This window comes from Nonlabens sp. SY33080, assembly GCF_011784885.1.
GTDB classification, from domain to species: Bacteria; Bacteroidota; Bacteroidia; order Flavobacteriales; family Flavobacteriaceae; genus Nonlabens; species Nonlabens tegetincola.
The window spans coordinates 2,490,317-2,509,656 of the sequence record NZ_CP050461.1; the positions used below are offsets into that span (position 1 = coordinate 2,490,317).

Below are 19,340 nucleotides of genomic sequence, written 5' to 3' on the forward strand. Positions count from 1 at the left end.
AATTCACACAATGGCGTTGTTCAAAAGAGATCCTTGGATTCTAGATGTTTACCGTACTTACGGCGGCGAGCATCACTTATACGTGCGTGGTAGAGCGCTTGAGGATCAACCTCTTAAACACTATGAGCAACAAACCTTCTATCAAACCTTACGTAACACCTGGCGCACTTTTGCTACCGATGAAATTCGCAATGCTTTAGTAGTGTTAACCTTATCAAACGGTGATAAGTTTGAAACGCGAGCCGATCATGAAGGATACTTTTTATTCAATTTAGAGGTTGATTACAATTTGCTCGATCTGGTAGATGAGTCTGGTTACTTGCCTGTTGTAGTAAGTTTTCACGAGGATAATGCCGCTTTCGCGAAAGCAAAAATTCAAAAGCGTATAGCTATCAACCGATTTAGCGGTGAGATTTTAATCCCTAAAGAAACTTCGTCTTACGGAATCATAAGCGATATCGACGATACCATCATGCATACTGGTGTGACTAGTTTTTTGAAAATGCGTGTTGCTTTCAATACTTTTTTTAAAAATTATGATAGGCGTGTGCCTTTAAAGGGTGCTGCCAGTTTGTATCAATTGCTACATCGCGGTATGGGAGGAAATGATCACAATCCTATGTTTTATTTGAGCAATAGTCCGTGGAATCTATACAAGTATCTAGAAAAGTTTTTGGATTTTCATGGATTTCCGAAAGGGCCTATTTTATTAAGAGATTTTCCTACTCCTTGGGATCGCACACCAAAGCTTAAACGGCCACATAAAGCCCATGAATTATTAAATATCTTAAAACATTATCCCGATCTCAAATTTATCTTGATAGGCGATAGCGGCGAGCACGATGCAGATTATTATAAAGAGGTTGCTCAACAGTTCCCAGATAGAATCTTAGCTATTTATTTAAGATCAGTGAAACACAGTAAGAAAATGGCGCGAGTAAAAGCCATTGCAAACTCCTTTACCATTTGTCCTATGATCCTAGTCGAAGAGTCAAATGAAGCAGTAAAACACGCAAGACAACATGGATGGATTGTATAAAATTGGTTAAAACCATTTCCAAAATTGCCACCATTTTTTTTCTCTAACTATAATTACTTCACCTAAATAGAGTTCCGGTTCTAATTCAATAACTGTCTCGCTGTGTGCCTTTATAGGTATTCTAATTGTTTTTTTATGATAACCTAAAGAAGTAATTGATAGCTCAATCGAATCTTTAGTAAAGTTCTTAGCGATAGGGATTGCGAATCTTCCAGTCGTGTCGCTTTCAATTGATAATTTTAGTTCTTCAATTTTTAAAAGAGCTTTAATTGGTGTATTGGTCTCAATTTCAATTAATTTACCTTTTATTAGGATTGAATCTTGAATTATTAAGGTTCTATGCGGAACCTTAATTTTTTTGGTAGAATAGAATAGATTTTTAAAATTTTTTGAGTCATCAACATAAGATGTTGCTTTAATATCTGAAGAGCCAAAAAGAAGCGTTAATATAGCTGCATATTTTGAAATGGACTCTAGATTCCTTCTCTTTGATTTAGAGATTTGATTGGTGTTTAATAAGCCACAAACGGATTCTTTTTGTTCATTAATGAGGTTGACAATTTGATTACGATCTAGTTTAGTAAAATCGTGAACATCCTTAGAACATAATGTACAATACTTGCCTTTTGTACTAGAATCCATTAGATCCCATTTTGCACTTTTACATGGTTTTTTAGTTTTAATAGATTGCATGATTGTAGTTCAAAGTGTTTTTTTAAAGCTAAGAACATCCCTAGTTTTTATACTAGGTAGTTTTGAACCATTTATAAGGCCTTAACTAAGTACCTTTTTATTTTTCTTATAAAACGCATCTGCTTGTTGTTGCATGAGTTCTCGGGCTACACGTTTACGATGGTTGTATAGGGCGTCCTCCTCAGCAATATCTGCATAAACTCTATTGTTTACTTCGCGATCAGTTTGTAACAAGATGGCATGCTGTTGACGTTGTTGTGCTACCCAATTCTCCACTACTGCTAGTCGTTCTTCTAACTTTAAATCATATTCACCTCTTGGTGAGAGAAGTTTGGCTATAATAGGCGATGTTTCGATGGCTAGGAAAAGTAGAAAGATGAAAAATGAAGTAATAAAAGGTAATTGATTTAATGCTTCAATACGAGCCATAAGTCCGTCAAATTTGTCTATGATGGGTTGAGTGCTTGCGATTTGTGCTTTCTCTTGTTCTGCGAGCGTGGCCATTTGAGTTTCTAGCGCCTCAATTTTTTCTGCATTAATAGCTTTTAGGTCTGTTAATTCTGCAAGAGCTGCATCGTGTTTTTCTCGTTTTTCCTTGTAAACGGGACCTTTACCTAGCAAGTTTGTTCCTGCTCGTCCTTCTGCTTCGGCGATGTAAGTGTTGTAGAGTTCATTTACTTCACTTTCCTTATCTGTAATCTCTTGTTTTAGATCTTGGATCGCTTTCGCGAAAGCGGATTCCTCAACCTCATATAAGGCAGCGACTTGCTCCTGATTTTCTAGTGTCATCGCGTTTTTTTCTTCTAGCAAGACTTGATCAATTTCTTTTTCAAAGATTTTAAGTTCAAGCGGTTTTGAAATCACCATAGCGATTATAATGGCCAATAATATACGTGGTGTTGCCTGCCATATTTCATTAATTTTTTTATCACTTTTCTTTAGTGTGGAAACAATGTATCTATCCAGATTGAAGATGAGTAAACCCCAAATAAAGCCAAAAAAGCCCGCAATCCAGTAATTATCAAAAACGGTAAAGAGCGCATAACTCGCAGCAAAAAATGCCATAAGAGCGGTAAAGAAAACGGTGGCACCTATACCGGCGTATTTGTTACGTTCACCAGCTGTACACTGGTCTAGGAGATCGGCATCGGCGCCGCTGCAGAATATGAAAAAGGATTGCATAAAAAAAAGCGTTTACAAGTTGAGGTTATCTTATAAACGCTTGAAATTGTGGAATGTTACATAGGAAGTTAAAATTGAAAATGTTCTAGTTGTTTGGCTGTGTATTGAATTTACATTTTATTATTCGTAGCAGGTGGCGGTGGCGGTAAGTTGGGCCATGGCTGGGCATTTGCTTTTTGAGCTTTGGTTAGTTTATTATAAATAGCCTTATATTTTTCCACTTCCTTTAATTTAACAATAGGGTATTCAGCGTTACCGTTTTCAGTAGCTAGTTTATTTTTTGCATTGATTTCTTTTGCCCACAAATTGTATTTTACCAAGTCTTCATACTCTGGCGCCGGTGGCGGTGGTGGCGGTAAATCCTTTGGATCTATTTGTTCAATTCTTTTGTTTTTAATGTCAATGACATTACCATCTCTGTCATATAATTTACCGTCATTATCTTTGGTGGTATAGTAATGTATTTTGTTATCTACTTTAATATAACCTGATTTAGTCAACGGCGGCGGCGGCGGCGGCGGCAATAGCTTCTTATTATCATTCGTTTCCAGGATTTTTATAGACATGATTCCATTGCTGTCTGGACTTATTTCAACACCATTTTGACCTACTTTTTCAATGATGGAAATCGCATTATCTGCATCTATTTGATCATTTCTCAAGTAATAGTTGAGTTCTTCTTTATGTTGATTTATGTATTCTATCGCACTTAGATTGCCTAACTCCTCAGTCACTTCTTTTTCTTCAATGATTTCTTTAGACACTGTGTATCCTTGTTTTTCAAAATCCTGTAGTTCTCCGAATTTGTTATAAATGTTTATTTGATCATCATTGATTTTATAGAGATAGTCTTCATTGTCTATTTTTAGATAGCCTTCTGTGGTGCTAGCATCTACGACAATTATCTTTTTGTTTTGTTCAGGTACTTCTACTTCTTCAATTACTTGCTCAACTTCCTGAAATTTAGTTTCCTCTTTTCCACAGCTGATTATTAAAATAGCAAGTACTGGAATTAAGGCAACTGATTTAATGAACAGGCTGGTGTTAGATGTTTTAGTTTTCATAATGCGGAATCTTTTTTTAATGATTGGGAAGTTAAAGGTGTTAGCTAGTGAGGTATAATGACTATGCTGGCTATAATTCAAAAGTGTTTCTTGGTATTCTGTGGTGTCTACACCTTTGTCCAATACAGCTTTATCGGCAAGAAACTCATGATTTAATTTTATAGAGTATCGTAAAAGGTATAAAACGGGATTGAACCATAGAAGAATTAATAACAGTTCGATCATCAAAACATCTATCGAATGACGTTGATCCAAATGTACTTTTTCATGTTCTAAAACGAGTTCAGGTATTTGATTGTTAGCATACTGATTTTTAGATACAAATATTCTATTGATAAAAGAATGTGGGAGTGTAAATGCATGACGAAGTATTAATTGATAGTTATTGTAAGGTTTAATCTCATCTTCGTTTTCAACCCTAAATCTGATGATGTTTTTTACAAATCGCCATGACATGATGAGAATTCCAACTGCATAAACAGATAATAGAACTGCGGTCCAATCAAAGGTTTCAGTTGGTTGCTCATTATATAAATCTGTTATTATTGGTTGCTCTACTAGAAAAGCAGATGCACGATCAACTGAAACAACGACTGTGTTTACAACCACAAATGGAATTAACAAAGAGAAAATTGTTGCTAAAAGCAAGTAATATCTTTTAACATGATGCCATGAACTGTTTTCAAGTGTAAGTTTGTAAAACAACCATAGTACAAATAAAGAAGCAGTGCTATTGAGAAGGTAATGTTCCATAACTATTTCTTTTTAATTTGACTATCTATAATATCCCGTAATTCTTGTAATTCTTCCTGGCTTAGATTCGTCTCTTTTGTAAAAAAAGAGGCAAACTGTGAAGCGCTGTCATTAAAGAAAGTCTTAATCAAGCCATTTACATGTTTAGAGAAATAATCACTTTTTTTAATTAGTGGATAATATTGACGACTACGACCAAAAAGCTTGAAACCTACAAAACCTTTATCGGTCATTCGTTTTAATAAGGTAGCAACGGTTGTTGTTGCTGGTTTAGGCTCTGGATAGTTTTCTAATAAATCTTTCATATAGGCTTTGTCAAGTTCCCATAGATGATTCATTAGTTCTTCTTCACTTTTTGACAGTTTCATGTTCTACATAATTAGAATTAACTCTACAAATGTAGAAATAAATTTTAATTCTACAAGTGTAGAAGTGTGTTTTATGAAATTAGTGACAAATTTTACCAGGTTACGATCAAAATCGAATTTCATTGTCGATGTAATACGTATTCAACGAAGTCATATAAAAAATATATAATTCAGTAATAATTAACTATAGAGCTAGGCTTGCCTCAATATCAAGCTCTTGTCTTATAGGATGCCGTTCCTTTGAGAGATAGAAGAAAAATTGTAATGCACTTATTATCGATAAACGACCTAATTTTTGTTAAAAAAGATTACCCATCGTTAAATTAATTATAATTTGAATTATTCTTGCGGTCGAATTCATTATTTTTTTAATTAACTCAAATTCAATTGTAATGAATAAAATTATTTTTCTGTTTTTTCTACTGTTGGTTAGTATAGCTCACTCACAAGTAGGTATAAATACTAATTCTCCAGACCCTAGTGCGATGCTGGATATAGATTCAGTTGATAAAGGTCTTCTCACACCTAGAATGACTACTGCCCAACGGGATGCTATTACAAGTCCAGCAACGGGATTATTAGTTTTTGATACTGATTTAAATGCTTTCCAGTATTTTGACGGTACTGTTTGGGTTTCTTTAGGTTCAAAGCAATTAAGGGATAATTACAAATTGGTAAAAAGTATTGACGACCTGTCGGATGAATTGGTAGCTGGTGGTGGTACTAAGTATCTTCTTAATACTAATTTTCTTTACGAAATTAATGGTGCGATATTGGTTGACTTTCCTATTGATTTGAACGGAGCTTATGTAGAAGGAGTAGATTCATCTGAAGATATTTTGATTAATGTTTCTAGCGGTAGTCTATTTGAAGGTACTACGGGTGGTGGATTGCGTAATTTAACACTTTCAGGCTCTTTACCAGCTGGAACAAAAACACAAATATTTGATATCAATGCAACTGCTGGAGAATTATTACTTATTAACAATACTATTGTTGCCAATGCCAGTAAGGTTGGAACATTAACTGGTTTGAGCACGGTATTTTTTAGCGTAACACAATATCTTGATAATGATGATGGATTTACTATCAATAATATTACTAACTTCTTTGTAAGTAATATTTTCTGGACACAATCCAATACAGGTACGTTCATGGAGCTTACAGGTTCTTTTAGCAATTTACAAATGAATGGTGGTCGTATAGAGTCCAACGGAACTGAGATTGGAATTGATGTAAGCGCAAATCCTACCATTGTAAACGATGCCACATTATCTCAACTAAGTTTTGTAGGTGATGGGCAATTTGTTGATGGATATACTACAGGCTCTTATACGGGATTTAGTTTCACAAAAGATTGGAATGTAAATTGTTCTGGTATACCCTTTGAGTCCGATCAGGTAGCAGCTGGGAATATTTATTATAGTGGTACATTAACGACAGGTTACCCACAGACCATATCTAGTGGTGCTCCTGTACAAATTAAAAGCGCTACTGATTTTGTGGCTACCGACCTTTTTAGATTTAGAGCCGAGGATAATAATAATGACCTGATTTATGAAGGCAAAAAAAGAAGAAATGTTCAGATAAATGTTTCACTTAGTATTCGTGTTACTGATGCTGTGAATGATTTTTACGCTTTTGCGATTGCAAAAAACGGTAGTCTCGTTTTAGAAACTAATAGTGTGGTTCAAATTGCTAGCAATACTCAAATTCAAAATGTTGCCTTGAATGGGATATTAACCCTTGAACCTGGTGATAGGATCGAGATTTTCGCTGATAGGTTAACCGGTTCAGGAACTGATGGATTGGTTGTTTTTTCAGAGAACGTAAGTGTACGATAAATAGTTTTAAATATTTCGCTTTCGCGAAAGCGTCAATAAAAAAATCCCATTCAGTAAGTGAATGGGATTTTTAATGCAATCATAAGTGATTTATTTACTCATCGTTGCAAAGTGTTTATAAAAATGTGGAATTGTTTCAATCCCTTTTAAATAATTCCAAATACCAAAATGCTCATTAGGTGAGTGGATAGCATCACTGTCTAATCCAAATCCCATAAGAATAGATTTACTATTTAATTCTTTTTCAAATAAAGCTACGATAGGTATAGATCCACCACTGCGTTGTGGTATAGGAGTTTTACCAAAAGTATCCTCATAGGCTTTGCTAGCTGCTTGGTATCCTACACTATCAATTGGGGTAACATAGGCAGTACCACCGTGATGAGGTGAAACTTTAACTTTTACACTTTTAGGAGCAATACTTTCAAAGTGTTTTTGAAAAAGATCGGTAATTTCCTTCCAATCTTGATCTGGGACTAGTCGCATTGAAATTTTTGCATAGGCCTTGCTTGCAATGACAGTTTTTGCACCTTCACCAGTATAGCCACCCCAAATACCATTCACATCTAGAGTAGGACGTATGCTATTACGTTCGTTTGTAGTGTATCCTTTTTCACCGTGTTCCTGTGCTATGTCTAGGGCTTTATTGTAGTCCTCTTGTGAAAAAGGAGCTTTGGCCATTTCGGCACGTTCTTCTTTACTTAATTCTTCGACCTTATCATAAAATCCAGGTATAGTAATGTGGTTGTTCTCATCATGTAATTGTGCTATCATATCGCACAAAATGTTAATAGGGTTAGCTACTGCACCACCATAAAGGCCAGAATGTAAATCACGATTAGGTCCCGTAACTTCTACTTCTACATAACTTAATCCTCTTAGACCTGTAGTGATACTAGGTACTTCTTTTGATATCATACCTGTGTCAGAGATTAAAATGACATCATTGGCTAGTTTTTCCCTGTTGTTTTCTAAAAACCAACCTAGAGATTCACTTCCTACTTCTTCTTCACCTTCAATCATAAATTTAACATTACAGGGCAACTCGTTATTTGCAGTAAGATATTCGAGCGCCTTTACATGCATGTACATTTGTCCTTTATCATCGCAAGCACCACGAGCAAAAATTGCTCCTTCTGGATGAAGCTCAGTATTTTTTATTACCGGTTCAAATGGCGGACTGTCCCAAAGATTAATAGGGTCTGGTGGTTGTACGTCATAATGACCGTAAACCAAAACAGTAGGAAGATCTGGATTTATTATTTTTTCTCCATAGACGATTGGGTATCCTGGGGTTTCACAAATTTCTACTTGATCACAACCAGCATCCTCAAGCGACTTTTTGATATGTTCACTAGTTTTTATCACGTCATTCTTATAAGCAGGATCAGCACTAATGGACGGAATTTTAAGTAGTTCAATCAATTCATTTATGAATCTATCCTTGTGTTTTTTTATATAAGGTTTAGTGTTCATGTGTTGTTGTTTTAGGTAAAGATAAGGAAGAGGTAAAATATTTATCTGAAAGAATTTGTAATATGTGAAAAGTTAGTATATTTGCCGTCCCGTAAGGGTACTATCAGTAATGCGGATGTGGTGGAACTGGTAGACACGCTAGACTTAGGATCTAGTGCCGCAAGGTGTGCAGGTTCGATTCCTGTCATCCGCACAAAAGAAAAGCTCGCTTTAAGCGGGCTTTTTTTTATGTCAAATATCTGCTGTTGCAGTTTTAATTTCATCTAGTTTTCAATATATCTTATAGCAAATCACCAATTATTGGCTACTTAATAATTGGCTTGATTTATGTATATGTAAGTTTGTAAAATTCTTACTACTAATCTATGGGATTTTAAATTGTTTAATAATTAACATTATAAATTAAACAAAATACTATCTTTAGATAAAATTAATTGAACTGGAGTTATTAAACTCACTGGAATTAAACCGTATGAAAAACAAAGAACTTGAGGTTGATGAGTTGATTACTAATGATAATCTACTTAACAATTTAACCTTTGATGAAATAGGAGACGATCACTTATTTACTGGAATGGAAACACCTATGAAAGCTGATGCTTTTATGATGAGTGATGATGAGAAAAAGGATAAGATTGCCAATTTATTTTCTCAAATCATGAATGTCATGGGTCTTGATCTTACAGATGATTCACTCAAAGGAACACCCAGAAGAGTGGCCAAAATGTATATAGACGAGATTTTTTCAGGTCTTAATCCTGCAAATAAACCCAAAATCGCATTATTCGATAATAAGTATCAATACAATCAAATGTTGGTTGAAAAGAATATTACTTTTTATTCCAACTGTGAACATCATTTTGTTCCAATTATAGGTAAAGCTCATGTGGCCTATATTTCATCTGGCAGGGTGATAGGTTTGTCAAAACTTAATCGAATTGTACAGTATTATGCAAAGCGCCCACAGGTCCAAGAGAGATTGACAAATCAAATAGGGACAGATCTACAAGAGATTCTGAATACAGAAGATGTTGCAGTTGTGATAGACGCTAAACATTTGTGTGTTTCTTCTCGAGGAGTAAAGGATGATACGTCGTCTACCGTGACTGCTTTTTATGGAGGCAAATTTAATGATGATGAAAAAATAAGACAGCTTCAAAATTACATTTACAATCAATAAAATAATTGAGTCTTCAATAATATAAACTTCCCTTTACCGAGGGAAGTTTTTTTATGGCTCTGTTTTAAAGTATTCTCTAGCTCTTGAATATAAAAATTTATTGGTGCGAGCACCGTATAATGCCAGAGCACAAACGATAAGTATAAAGGTAAACGCTCCAATAATAGCAGTGTACGGATTTAATGTTTTACCTATCAATTGATGCAGTCCAAAACCAGTAAAAGACCCGTAAATAATTATAAAATGGATAACGTATATAGAAAGAGTCTTTTGCCCAATTATCAAAAGCTTAGAGTCTTTAAAAAACCTTTCGAGCGCATAAAAAGTACCGAAAAGAATAAAAACATTTCCTAATCTAGTAATAAGGTAATTGTAGTAGGCGACCGATTTAAATAGCTCAATATCAGTAGTGCGGTATAAGATCATTAAAAACCAGCTAGAGTGATAAATCAATAAAATACCAACCACAAAAAATCCGATAATTAATACGGACTTGAACTTTTCTTTCAAATGATATTTATAAAAAATGGAGGCAATAAAACTACCTATGGACATATATCCTAACCAAGGCAAAATAGTAAAGATGCTACCATTATTTTTTGATAAATAATTGGCTATAAAAACAGGCAGCTGGCTGGTATCTAATTCTCTATAATACGGTTCTAGTAGAAAGATGCTTACACCCAGAATAAATTGAATTAGGGAAAAAACAAGAGAATTTTTAAGAACTAGATAATAACATCCTACAGTAATAATAAGTGATAGACCTATACACTGTAAAACATCTACCCGTAAAAAATTAGTACCTAGTCTTCCATCTAGCCAGGTAAATAAAGAGATACGTAAAGAGTAGCCGATTCCTATTAAAAGTAAACCTCTATAAAACCCTTTTTTTATGCGTTCATTTGCTATTCCTTGTTTTTTAGATTTTAACAAAAGGAATGAAAATATTAATCCTGAGATCGTGAAAAAGGTAGGCGCGGTTATTCCTCTAAAATAATTCCATATCTCGTAAAAAAAGTTTCCTTGTACATGAAATTCTGGCGCCAGTAAGGTAGAGATGAAATGCCCTTGTAACATCATTAAAATAGCAAATGCTCTTACTGCATCAATAAAGAATATTCTTTTAGGATTCACTGATTAGTTTAATAGTTGATGTATAGCAAAATTAATGATAAACATTAACTCAAAAGTACTATCTAGAGTATTCAATGTTTTAATGGTGTTGTAATCGGTAGAATAAAATGTAGAAATGGATTCAATTCAAAATAGCCGTAAAACAAAAAAGCCTCTCCTTTTGGAAAAGCTTCTCACAAAGTGTTTTCACACTTTCTGTCTTCAAATTGAAGACCACACAACTTGATTTGTTTTCTTTTAAAAAGAAAAGCGGTCTGGACGGGATTCGAACCCGCGACCCCATGCGTGACAGGCATGTATTCTAACCAGCTGAACTACCAGACCGTGTTCTAAAGAACTTTGCTATCGCAGCTTTCTGCTTTAGCGGTTGCAAATATATACTTATTTTTAGTTTTGCACAAACAATTTTTTACTTTTTTCAATTAATTTATTTTTTAACCTTATGATAGCATTCTAAACAGCTTTGTTTAAAGGTGATTAGATACTTTTACGCTATGATAAAATTATTAGCTACCGATATAGATGGGACTCTTTTGAATGATAATCGAGAGGTTTCATCTTCAACTATAAAGGCATTTAAAGATCTTCATATTCCTAAAATTTTGATATCTGCACGCATGCCGCAAGCCATGACTCACCTACAAGAAGATTTAAAAATCACAGATCATCCCATGATTTGTTACAATGGAGCGCTTGTAATCTCAAAGGATCAGTCAATAGTTGATATAACGATACCTTTTAATACCATTTCTGATTTTGTCGAAATTGCCGGAACACATAATTTACATTGTAGTATTTATAGAGGTAAGGAGTGGTTTGTTCCTGAGTTGGATTTCTGGGCAAATAGAGAAATCAATAATACAAAGGTAGAGCCAGTTGTTCAGGATTACGGGCGTACTTTAGAATATTTCAATCAGACTAGACATAAAGGTGGTGCACATAAAATAATGTTGATGGGTGACGAGGAGTTTATGGATCTCGCTTTCGCGAAAGCGGAATCTAAAAAATTACCCGTACACTTATACAGATCAAAAAACACGTATACCGAAATTACTCCAAATGGAATTTCCAAAATAGAAGCATTGAAGGAGCTTTTAAAGCACGACTATTCCAACGTAACTGTTGAACAGGTTGTTGCTTTTGGAGATAATTACAACGACGTTACCATGATTAAAGAAGTTGGTTATGGGATAGCGGTTGATAACGCAAGAGACAAGGTGAAAGAGGTTGCTGTCGAAGTTACTGACCATCATAAACAAGATGGTGTTGCAAATTGGTTAATAAAAAATTCTCGTTTGTTCCAATAAAAAAAGCGGCCTCACACATGGTGAAGACCGCCTTTTCATATAGGTTGTGCAGTCAATTACTATTCGATTACTATAATATCATTGGTAGATAATTGTGCTGCGCTCATTACTTCTTGATAATTGGTTACATCTACAGTACCAGCTAATTCGACAGGTAAAATTACTATCCTGAATGTCTGATTTTGTAAGTCTGCAGGAGCAAGTTGAGACAAATCGGTCGTTGCAGGAGCGTCAATAAACAACTCTACGTCACCGTTTGTTGCATCGTAATTATATTGAAATTCACCAAAATCAGTATACAATACTTGTGGTAGTAATCTCCATACATCAACTGTGCCGCCGTTATTTCCTGGAACTTCATCCCACAATAAATACGTAAGTACCATGTCATCTGGGAAAGTTTGAATGTTATTTGGGAAAGGAATTAGTTGTGCATAATCCGGTGCAAAAAAGTCAGTTGTAATTTCAAATGACTGGGCTGTTACATTAACTCCATCTAATCCATCAAAACCCGGTGGACCTTGTGGTCCTTCACATGCTGCAAATGTTACTGCTGCAATTACTAAAAGTATTATTTTTTTCATGGTAAAAGTTTCTTATCTTTCTTCAATAAGCGTGCCTAAAAATGAAAAGTCTAATATTTCTTTTATTTGTTTGTGTTTTTAATATCAATTTTTCCATTTCACAAAGTCAAGCTGACAGCTTGTACGAGGCAGGTGAATTTAAAAAAGCAATTCCCTTATACCAGGTAAAAGAAGATGCTGATTCTGCTTATAAATTGGGGCGCATATACCAGCAACTAGGAAATAGAGAGCAAGCTGTTTTTTACCTTTCTCAGTCTATTTTAAGAGACTCTAAACACGTTCAAGCGCAATTTCAACTGGGGAAAATAGAATTGTCAAATAATCCAGCAAGAGCCTTTACTCTTTTTATAAACTTGACAGAACGTTTTCCAGAAAATGCTACTTATTACTATTACCTAGGAAAAGCGCAACAAGAATTAGGTGTAGAGGAAAAAGCTACCGAATCATTTAAAACGTCTATTGCTTTAAATGAAGATTATCTAAATAGTTACTATGCACTTATAGCATCTTATATTAAAACACGTAATGAAATTTATGCCATTAAATATGCTCGAGAGATATTAAAAAAACATCCTGAGAATAATAAAGCAAGGTTATATCTAGCTCAGGCTTTTTACAATAGCAAGCTGTATGAAAATGCAGTTGATGAACTTGAATTATTAATTAAAAATGGTAAGGTTACAGACTATACGACACGAACTATTGGTATTGCTTATTTTGAATCGCAACAATATGAAAAATCAATAGAGTGGCTTAAAAAATATATCGAAATGTTTGAAAAGGAAAGCGCTTTATCTTACTTCTATTTATCTAAGGCATATTCTAGAATGGAAAACTGGGAAATGGCCCATGAAATGATAGATAGATCCATTGAAATTCGTAGACCGGCCTTGTCAAATGAATTTTTACAAAAGGCTACCATTTACAGAGGTCAGCGCAATGAAAAAGAGGCTTTAAATTTTATAAAGAAGGCTTATCAAGAAAATAAAAACGATGATCTTGTCCATTACCAATTAGTCATCGCCGCAGATGAATATTTCAAAGACAAAAAAACAATTATCAAATACTACGAGAACTTCATAAAAGCACACCCAAAAAGCTCATTTAAAGAAATGGCACAAGCCAGATTGAGCGATTTGAGAAAGATAGATTTTATGGAGGCTAAGGAATAGTAAACTAATTGTAAATTAGCACTATGATTTACAGGTTGTCTTTACTTGTGTTATTGATAGTTCTTTCAAGTTCTTGTATGAATGAGCAAGAAAGGCAACAACGTGCTTCAAAAATTGCACAACAACAGTTTGAAAAAGTAGATCTTTCAAAGCTTGATCAATATCCTTTATTTCCTAATTGTGATGAAATGTTAGATAATAAAGAATGTTTTTCTCGTGAACTGCATTCCCTTATTCATAAAAAGCTTGCATCGTCAACTAACAAAATCGAGCTTATTAAACAGGATAGTATATCAATATCCATAACGGTAACGAAAGAAGGTAACATCAAATATGATAGTCTAATTACACATGCTCATCATGTAAATAGTGATCAAATCACCTTGTTTCTATCAGAAGCATTAATCGAATTACCTCGTATCAATAGCGCCTTAAAAAAAGATATTCCAGTTTCATCAAGTTTTATTGTTCCAGTAGTGTTTGAACCTATTGAGGTTGAGTATTAAGGGATCGTCCTCGCCACGTAATTTTAAATAAACTCTTATAGGTTATTAATAAAACCAAAAACGGATAGGTAAAGTACACCAGTAGTAGCCACTTCCATTCTTTGTGATCTTTAAAGTGATGATCGTAGATAAAGTTTGAGATGTAATCAGCTATTAGTTTCAGAAAATATATCGTTAGGAAGAGCTCTATTGATATTAATTGCATCCATAAGAGAAATGGGGCTAATATGAACAACACACTCATGAACAATACTTGTACTGCAACAAGTTTATTCAGCATACTGCTAGTATGAGTTCCTTTTTGTGCCCATCTTGCACGTTGATTAATGTTGTTGCGAAAGGTCTGTACTGGTTCTGTGAAGACTAAGGCATCTTTATCTCTAATAAAATAACATCTTGCACTATCAACTTCACAACATTTCTCTAGTAAGAATATATCATCGCCACTAGAAATATGGTTATTTCCAGCATATCCATTTACTTGATAAAAAACTTCCTTGGTAAAGCTCATATTAGCTCCATTTGCAAGGAAAGGTTTTTTCCATCCATACGCACCTATTCCTGTTAATTGAAGGGCTTTCATTTCTAGTCTTTGCAACTGTTCATTCAGGGTATTTTTAGACCTGATTTCAACTGGGCCACTTACAAAATGAGCCTCAGGATAATTGTCGTAGAACTGTTTGTAAGATTGTAACCAATTTTTATGAGGAGTACAGTCTGCATCAATCGTTACAATATGTGAGAATTTACTTTTTGCTACTCCTTGTTCAATACAGTCCTTTTTACCGCTTGCTGATTGTTTTACACGATTTAAATTAATCATATTTAATCGGGAAGAGAATTTATTGATAATAGACTCACTATGGTCTGTGGATTCATCATTTATAAAAATAAATTCTACGTCTATACGATTTTTATTTAAATCGACTAAGGCGTTAAGGAGCTTCAATAGATTTCCAGCTTCGTTACGGTAACAAATTAGCACACTAAAGCCAGTAGGTGGATTTAACTTTAATTTTTTGTGATTGAAATGCCTTTCTGGCCGATAGGAGTGTGCCTCGAGAGAAAGACTTGTTATAATAAAAAAGTATCCTAAAACTACGACCAAGATTAGAACGATCATGCCTGTGCTAGTTTGAATGATTTAAAAGGTAATAAGGCACAACCGAATAAAGTAGGTACAACGGTATTAGTAAACCAAACTATAGTACTAGCGATTAATATTACCTCTTCTTGTTGTAATGTAGATTCAAAAACGATACTCGCAACCGTATACCTTACAGGAAGATCTAATAATTGTAAAACGGGAACAACAGAGACTAGTAGGTAGTAAAGGCCTATTTTTAACATTACATCAATGAGTTCAAAATCATAATTAAGCGCCCATAATACTATTATCCAATTACTTGCAAAAACTAAATATCTTAATAAGGAATAGCCAATAGTGATTACCAGCTGTGTTTGAGGAGTGGCTCTAATTTGCAATTTTTTATCTATAAATCTTACAGAGAATAATCCTATTATGAGTATGCTTAAGACTAGTAAAATGAAATAAATATCTAGTTTGTCATTTATGCTTGAAAGAGTGATTATTGATGCAATTCCAAATGTACAGGTGACAACCATTTGACTAAAATTGGCCCAAAACACTTTGCTAACGACGTTTTTTCTGTGTGCTTTGGAAAAAAAAAGTGATTTGAGTGCAAACTCTCCCAACCTAAAAGGAGTGATAAAACTTGCAGCTTGACTGGTTAAGTTTTGTAGTACGCTTTCGCGAAAGCGTAATTCATAAAACTCTTTTACAAGGTATTGCCACTTGCGACTCTCGATAAGCCAACTAATTAAGCTTATTGCAATCATAAGAATAATCCAACTTATCATTTCCAGATTTATGGAGACTATAAACCATTTAAAATTCATGGAACGGTCCTTCCATGTAAAGTAGATCCATACAATACTTATTAAAAAAACAGCCGTTTTTAAAAGGATGCTTAGTAATTGTTTAGTTTTGTAGGATAAGGAGATCATGATCGCAAATTACGACAAAACTGAGAGGATAATATTAGGGATTGACCCAGGAACTGCTATAATGGGTTTTGGAGTGATAAAGGTGGTGGGAAACAAGATGAGTTTTGTTCAAATGAACGAGCTTGATATGCGGAAAATAAAGGATCCTTATATCAAGCTAAGAAAAATATTTGAGCGCACGATCGAACTTATTGATACCTTCAATCCAGATGAAATAGCGCTAGAAGCACCATTCTTTGGTAAAAACGTTCAATCAATGCTCAAACTAGGTAGAGCTCAAGGCGTAGCTATGGCTGCAGGTTTATCTAGAGATATTCCTGTTGTAGAATATGCTCCATTACGTATTAAACAGGCTATTACAGGAAGAGGTCAGGCTAGTAAAGAACAAGTGGCTCGCATGTTACAAAGTCTTCTGGGATTAAAGGAACTTCCTAAGAATTTAGACAGTACTGATGGTCTGGCAGCAGCTGTTTGTCATTTCTATAATAGTGGGAAACCCCAAGTGAGCAAAAGTTATTCTGGTTGGGCTTCATTTGTGAAGCAAAATGAAAAACGCATTAAGAAATGAGATATCTAACAGCTTTATTTTTTTTAATTTCTACAATTGCACTAGCTCAGAATGATCAAATTCAGGATGCATTAAAGAAATACAATGATGACACTGTGCCCTATATTACAGTTGACACATTATCCAACAATTTGAGCGATTATATCCTTTTAGATACGAGAACACGTGCGGAATTTGAAGTGAGTCACTTACCGAATGCGATTTGGGTAGGTCAATTTTTTAAATCTTCACGAATTGAGAATTTAGATAAATCTCAAATGGTGGTAGTATATTGTTCAATAGGGGTAAGGTCAGAGAATTACGGTGAAAAACTCCTAGAACAAGGGTTTAAGACCGTCTATAATTTGCAAGGAGGCTTGTTTACGTGGTTTGACACTGGTTATAAAGTTGTGGATTTAAATGGGAACACTACCCATAAAGTTCATACGTACAGCAAGAAATGGTCGGATTATATTAAGAATGGGGATAAGGTGTATTAGTCTCTTTTTACCTTTAACTTATATAATTCACCAAGACTATTTGCTTCTTCATCGCCTAGTTTGATACTTACCGCTTCACTTGTAAGATAGTAAATGTCGTACTTTTCATTAGAGTCGTAATAGGTTATAGCTTCAACTTGTGCTCCTTCTAACGGTAGGTTGTATCTATCCAAAATCGTATACCCTTTTTGATCTATTTTAATGAATGTAACAAACGCCTCTAAATTTGAATTATAACCGCAAAGGGTAATTGTACCTTGATTGTTGGTAGTAGCACCCGTAATAAGACCATTGATAGCTAAAGTATGAGTTGCTTTTAATGATGACGAGGTAACCTCAAGCGGTATGTTGTAAACATTTGTGGTAAAGTTTTTCCAATCTTTAGAAAACAAGAGCAATTTGTCTTGAACATATACAATTGCTTCTGCATCAAAAGGATGCTGTTGATTTCTTATGCTAAAATCGTTTTGATCTATATATTCAATGTGTAGATTGTCAGAAACAGCTTCGCTATTTTCTATATCTGATATGTTTATCTGATAAATGGTAAGGTCTTTTCTGTTACCAGCATTGTTACCTATATCTGCAATATATACGTGGTTTTCAGAGTTAGAAATGTCTTCCCAATCATAATTGTTTATGTTTTGGTAGGTGGTTTTATTTAGAATCCGACCAGTAGTGTCAATTTTAAAAAGTGACGGTGTATCACCCGAATCGTTATGGGTATATAGTTGTTTATTATGAGCTATTATCCCTGAGCTTTCATTGATGGATGAAGGTAAAGTACCTATAGTAGTAAATATATACCTTGTGTCACTCTCATGAGAGTAAGAGCTGGAAGTAAGTACTTTTGAGCAATTACAAATCAGTGTGAGAGTAATAATTAGGAGTAATTTCTTCATGATATAAAGATAATTGTAAAGCACAAAAAAACCGCTTAGATTACTAAGCGGTTTTGATTGTATAAAGATCTCTTTAATTAAGAAAGAGAAACTCTTTTAAATCCTACTACTTCAGCACCTTTAGATTCTACGTACTGAGCAACAGTCTTTTTGTCATCCATGATAAAATCTTGGTCTAGAAGAGCTTGCTCTTTGTCAAGAGTTGAATTGTCTGAAATGTAACGATCGATCTTTCCAGGAATAATTCTATCCCAAATAGCCTCAGGTTTACCTTCTGCAGCAAGTTCGTCTTCAAAACGTTTCTTAGCAGCAGCGATAGCATCGTCAGTAAGTTGTGCTCTAGAAATAAATTCTGGAACATTTTTTTGTGGCTTACCTAAACGACCTAATTCAATATTATCTTTTTCTATAGCAGCAATACGAGCTTCAGTTTCTGCCTTTACAAACTCAGGATCAAAATCCTTGTAAGATAAAGTAGTAGCACCCATTGAAGCTACCTGCATTGATACGTTTTTAGCAACTTCTTCTTTGTTATCGCTATTTGTAGAAAGACCAGTTACAGCACCAATTTTCCCACCATGAACATAAGAACCGATAAATGGAGCTTCAAAAACTTCAAAGCTACCTATTTCGATTTTTTCACCGATTACACCAGTTTGTTCGATAAGCTTTTCCTCAACAGTCATTCCATCAAAATCTGCTTTAAGAAACTCCTCTTTAGAGTTGTGATTTAAAGCGATATCAACGAATTGATTAGCGAGTTCTTTGTATGAATCGTTCTTTGCAACAAAGTCAGTTTCACAGTTTAAAGAAATAAGAACAGCTCTATTGTTATCATCATTAACTTTAGCAACAACAAGTCCTTCAGAAGAATCACGGTCTGCACGCTTTGCAGCTACTTTTTGACCTTTTTTTCTAAGGATTTCAATTGCTTTATCAAAGTCACCTTCGGCTTCAACAAGGGCCTTTTTACAGTCCATCATTCCAGCTCCGGTAGCTTTTCTTAACTTACCTACGTCTGCAGCACTAATTTTAGACATGATTGTGTGTTTTTAAAT

The 19,340-nt window shown here is 34.5% G+C and carries 19 protein-coding genes and 2 tRNA genes; 9 read left to right on the forward strand and 12 right to left on the reverse strand.

What is annotated here, in order from left to right:
- Positions 1-10 precede the first annotated feature (10 nt).
- The gene (locus HCN53_RS11220; RefSeq protein WP_167343002.1) at positions 11-1,039 is read left to right on the forward strand and encodes an App1 family protein; all 1,029 of its coding nucleotides are present in this window, start codon (positions 11-13) and stop codon (positions 1,037-1,039) included.
- A gap of 6 nt (positions 1,040-1,045) precedes the next feature.
- On the opposite strand, the gene HCN53_RS11225 is transcribed toward HCN53_RS11220, so the two are convergent.
- The 4 genes from HCN53_RS11225 to HCN53_RS11240 form a co-directional block, all read right to left on the reverse strand.
- On the reverse strand, positions 1,046-1,732 hold the full coding sequence (locus tag HCN53_RS11225; RefSeq protein ID WP_167343003.1) for a hypothetical protein: 687 nt from the start codon (positions 1,730-1,732) through the stop codon (positions 1,046-1,048).
- Between the two features lie 81 nt (positions 1,733-1,813).
- Positions 1,814-2,914: a DUF4407 domain-containing protein gene (locus HCN53_RS11230; RefSeq protein WP_085774077.1), complete on the reverse strand. Its 1,101-nt coding sequence runs from the start codon at positions 2,912-2,914 to the stop codon at positions 1,814-1,816.
- 110 nt (positions 2,915-3,024) lie between these two features.
- Complete coding sequence (locus HCN53_RS11235) at positions 3,025-4,731, reverse strand: M56 family metallopeptidase (protein ID WP_167343004.1); 1,707 nt, start codon at positions 4,729-4,731, stop codon at positions 3,025-3,027.
- Between the two features lie 2 nt (positions 4,732-4,733).
- A complete protein-coding gene (locus tag HCN53_RS11240; protein ID WP_167343005.1) occupies positions 4,734-5,099 on the reverse strand; it encodes a BlaI/MecI/CopY family transcriptional regulator in 366 nt (121 codons plus the stop codon).
- 392 nt (positions 5,100-5,491) lie between these two features.
- On the opposite strand from HCN53_RS11240, the gene HCN53_RS11245 reads away from it, so the two are divergent.
- Positions 5,492-6,943: a cell wall anchor protein gene (locus HCN53_RS11245; protein ID WP_167343006.1), complete on the forward strand. Its 1,452-nt coding sequence runs from the start codon at positions 5,492-5,494 to the stop codon at positions 6,941-6,943.
- Positions 6,944-7,033: 90 nt separating this feature from the next.
- Here HCN53_RS11245 and HCN53_RS11250 read toward each other — a convergent pair whose 3' ends face one another.
- Positions 7,034-8,419, reverse strand: coding sequence for a dipeptidase (locus HCN53_RS11250; protein WP_167343007.1), 1,386 nt, complete (start codon positions 8,417-8,419; stop codon positions 7,034-7,036).
- Positions 8,420-8,530: 111 nt separating this feature from the next.
- Here HCN53_RS11250 and HCN53_RS11255 point away from each other — a divergent pair.
- Positions 8,531-8,612: transfer RNA gene (locus HCN53_RS11255), tRNA-Leu, on the forward strand.
- Between the two features lie 279 nt (positions 8,613-8,891).
- Positions 8,892-9,599: a GTP cyclohydrolase I FolE gene (gene folE, locus HCN53_RS11260; protein WP_167343008.1), complete on the forward strand. Its 708-nt coding sequence runs from the start codon at positions 8,892-8,894 to the stop codon at positions 9,597-9,599.
- Between the two features lie 51 nt (positions 9,600-9,650).
- Here the strand turns inward: folE and HCN53_RS11265 are convergent, their stop codons facing one another.
- Entirely contained in the window at positions 9,651-10,736 is a 1,086-nt protein-coding gene (locus HCN53_RS11265; RefSeq protein ID WP_167343009.1) for a heparan-alpha-glucosaminide N-acetyltransferase domain-containing protein, read from the reverse strand.
- Positions 10,737-10,986: 250 nt separating this feature from the next.
- Positions 10,987-11,060 (reverse strand) — tRNA-Asp (locus tag HCN53_RS11270).
- A gap of 170 nt (positions 11,061-11,230) precedes the next feature.
- Between HCN53_RS11270 and HCN53_RS11275 the strand changes: the two genes are divergently transcribed.
- On the forward strand, positions 11,231-12,043 hold the full coding sequence (locus tag HCN53_RS11275) for a Cof-type HAD-IIB family hydrolase (RefSeq protein ID WP_167343010.1): 813 nt from the start codon (positions 11,231-11,233) through the stop codon (positions 12,041-12,043).
- A gap of 59 nt (positions 12,044-12,102) precedes the next feature.
- Here the strand turns inward: HCN53_RS11275 and HCN53_RS11280 are convergent, their stop codons facing one another.
- Positions 12,103-12,627, reverse strand: a complete 525-nt coding sequence (locus tag HCN53_RS11280; RefSeq protein WP_105018262.1) for a dihydrolipoamide dehydrogenase — start codon at positions 12,625-12,627, stop codon at positions 12,103-12,105.
- A gap of 41 nt (positions 12,628-12,668) precedes the next feature.
- Between HCN53_RS11280 and HCN53_RS11285 the strand changes: the two genes are divergently transcribed.
- Both HCN53_RS11285 and HCN53_RS11290 read left to right on the forward strand, forming a co-directional pair.
- Positions 12,669-13,799 (forward strand): tetratricopeptide repeat protein, encoded by a 1,131-nt coding sequence (locus HCN53_RS11285; protein ID WP_167343011.1) that lies wholly within the window; start codon positions 12,669-12,671, stop codon positions 13,797-13,799.
- 23 nt (positions 13,800-13,822) lie between these two features.
- The gene (locus HCN53_RS11290; RefSeq protein ID WP_167343012.1) at positions 13,823-14,305 is read left to right on the forward strand and encodes a hypothetical protein; all 483 of its coding nucleotides are present in this window, start codon (positions 13,823-13,825) and stop codon (positions 14,303-14,305) included.
- Here HCN53_RS11290 and HCN53_RS11295 read toward each other — a convergent pair.
- The gene (locus tag HCN53_RS11295; protein ID WP_167343013.1) at positions 14,286-15,428 is read right to left on the reverse strand and encodes a glycosyltransferase; all 1,143 of its coding nucleotides are present in this window, start codon (positions 15,426-15,428) and stop codon (positions 14,286-14,288) included. The two genes, HCN53_RS11290 and HCN53_RS11295, sit on opposite strands and share 20 nt — an antisense overlap.
- Positions 15,425-16,333, reverse strand: a complete 909-nt coding sequence (locus HCN53_RS11300) for a lysylphosphatidylglycerol synthase domain-containing protein (protein WP_167343014.1) — start codon at positions 16,331-16,333, stop codon at positions 15,425-15,427. Before HCN53_RS11300 ends, HCN53_RS11295 begins: the two co-directional genes overlap by 4 nt.
- On the opposite strand from HCN53_RS11300, the gene ruvC reads away from it, so the two are divergent.
- Positions 16,332-16,901: a crossover junction endodeoxyribonuclease RuvC gene (gene ruvC / locus HCN53_RS11305; protein WP_060523217.1), complete on the forward strand. Its 570-nt coding sequence runs from the start codon at positions 16,332-16,334 to the stop codon at positions 16,899-16,901. The genes HCN53_RS11300 and ruvC overlap by 2 nt on opposite strands.
- On the forward strand, positions 16,898-17,380 hold the full coding sequence (locus HCN53_RS11310) for a rhodanese-like domain-containing protein (RefSeq protein WP_105018267.1): 483 nt from the start codon (positions 16,898-16,900) through the stop codon (positions 17,378-17,380). The genes ruvC and HCN53_RS11310 overlap by 4 nt, the downstream gene beginning before the upstream one ends.
- Here the strand turns inward: HCN53_RS11310 and HCN53_RS11315 are convergent.
- Positions 17,377-18,282 carry a hypothetical protein gene (locus tag HCN53_RS11315; RefSeq protein WP_167343015.1) on the reverse strand — a complete coding sequence of 302 codons (906 nt, stop codon included), beginning with the start codon at positions 18,280-18,282 and terminating at the stop codon, positions 17,377-17,379. The genes HCN53_RS11310 and HCN53_RS11315 overlap by 4 nt on opposite strands.
- A 77-nt stretch (positions 18,283-18,359) precedes the next feature.
- Positions 18,360-19,322: a translation elongation factor Ts gene (tsf, locus tag HCN53_RS11320; protein WP_105018269.1), complete on the reverse strand. Its 963-nt coding sequence runs from the start codon at positions 19,320-19,322 to the stop codon at positions 18,360-18,362.
- Positions 19,323-19,340 lie beyond the last annotated feature (18 nt).

Excerpts from the sequence above, each read along its gene's own strand:
- HCN53_RS11275 (WP_167343010.1), top strand. The coding sequence starts at position 11,231 with ATGATAAAATTATTAGCTACCGATATAGATGGGACTCTTTTGAATGAT.
- HCN53_RS11250 (WP_167343007.1), bottom strand. The coding sequence starts at position 8,419 with ATGAACACTAAACCTTATATAAAAAAACACAAGGATAGATTCATAAAT.
- HCN53_RS11300 (WP_167343014.1), bottom strand. The coding sequence starts at position 16,333 with ATGATCTCCTTATCCTACAAAACTAAACAATTACTAAGCATCCTTTTA.
- HCN53_RS11295 (WP_167343013.1), bottom strand. The coding sequence starts at position 15,428 with ATGATCGTTCTAATCTTGGTCGTAGTTTTAGGATACTTTTTTATTATA.
- HCN53_RS11230 (WP_085774077.1), bottom strand. The coding sequence starts at position 2,914 with ATGCAATCCTTTTTCATATTCTGCAGCGGCGCCGATGCCGATCTCCTA.
- ruvC (WP_060523217.1), top strand. The coding sequence starts at position 16,332 with ATGATCGCAAATTACGACAAAACTGAGAGGATAATATTAGGGATTGAC.
- HCN53_RS11290 (WP_167343012.1), top strand. The coding sequence starts at position 13,823 with ATGATTTACAGGTTGTCTTTACTTGTGTTATTGATAGTTCTTTCAAGT.
- HCN53_RS11225 (WP_167343003.1), bottom strand. The coding sequence starts at position 1,732 with ATGCAATCTATTAAAACTAAAAAACCATGTAAAAGTGCAAAATGGGAT.
- HCN53_RS11280 (WP_105018262.1), bottom strand. The coding sequence starts at position 12,627 with ATGAAAAAAATAATACTTTTAGTAATTGCAGCAGTAACATTTGCAGCA.
- tsf (WP_105018269.1), bottom strand. The coding sequence starts at position 19,322 with ATGTCTAAAATTAGTGCTGCAGACGTAGGTAAGTTAAGAAAAGCTACC.
- HCN53_RS11315 (WP_167343015.1), bottom strand. The coding sequence starts at position 18,282 with ATGAAGAAATTACTCCTAATTATTACTCTCACACTGATTTGTAATTGC.
- HCN53_RS11220 (WP_167343002.1), top strand. The coding sequence starts at position 11 with ATGGCGTTGTTCAAAAGAGATCCTTGGATTCTAGATGTTTACCGTACT.
- HCN53_RS11240 (WP_167343005.1), bottom strand. The coding sequence starts at position 5,099 with ATGAAACTGTCAAAAAGTGAAGAAGAACTAATGAATCATCTATGGGAA.
- HCN53_RS11235 (WP_167343004.1), bottom strand. The coding sequence starts at position 4,731 with ATGGAACATTACCTTCTCAATAGCACTGCTTCTTTATTTGTACTATGG.
- HCN53_RS11310 (WP_105018267.1), top strand. The coding sequence starts at position 16,898 with ATGAGATATCTAACAGCTTTATTTTTTTTAATTTCTACAATTGCACTA.
- HCN53_RS11245 (WP_167343006.1), top strand. The coding sequence starts at position 5,492 with ATGAATAAAATTATTTTTCTGTTTTTTCTACTGTTGGTTAGTATAGCT.
- folE (WP_167343008.1), top strand. The coding sequence starts at position 8,892 with ATGAAAAACAAAGAACTTGAGGTTGATGAGTTGATTACTAATGATAAT.
- HCN53_RS11285 (WP_167343011.1), top strand. The coding sequence starts at position 12,669 with ATGAAAAGTCTAATATTTCTTTTATTTGTTTGTGTTTTTAATATCAAT.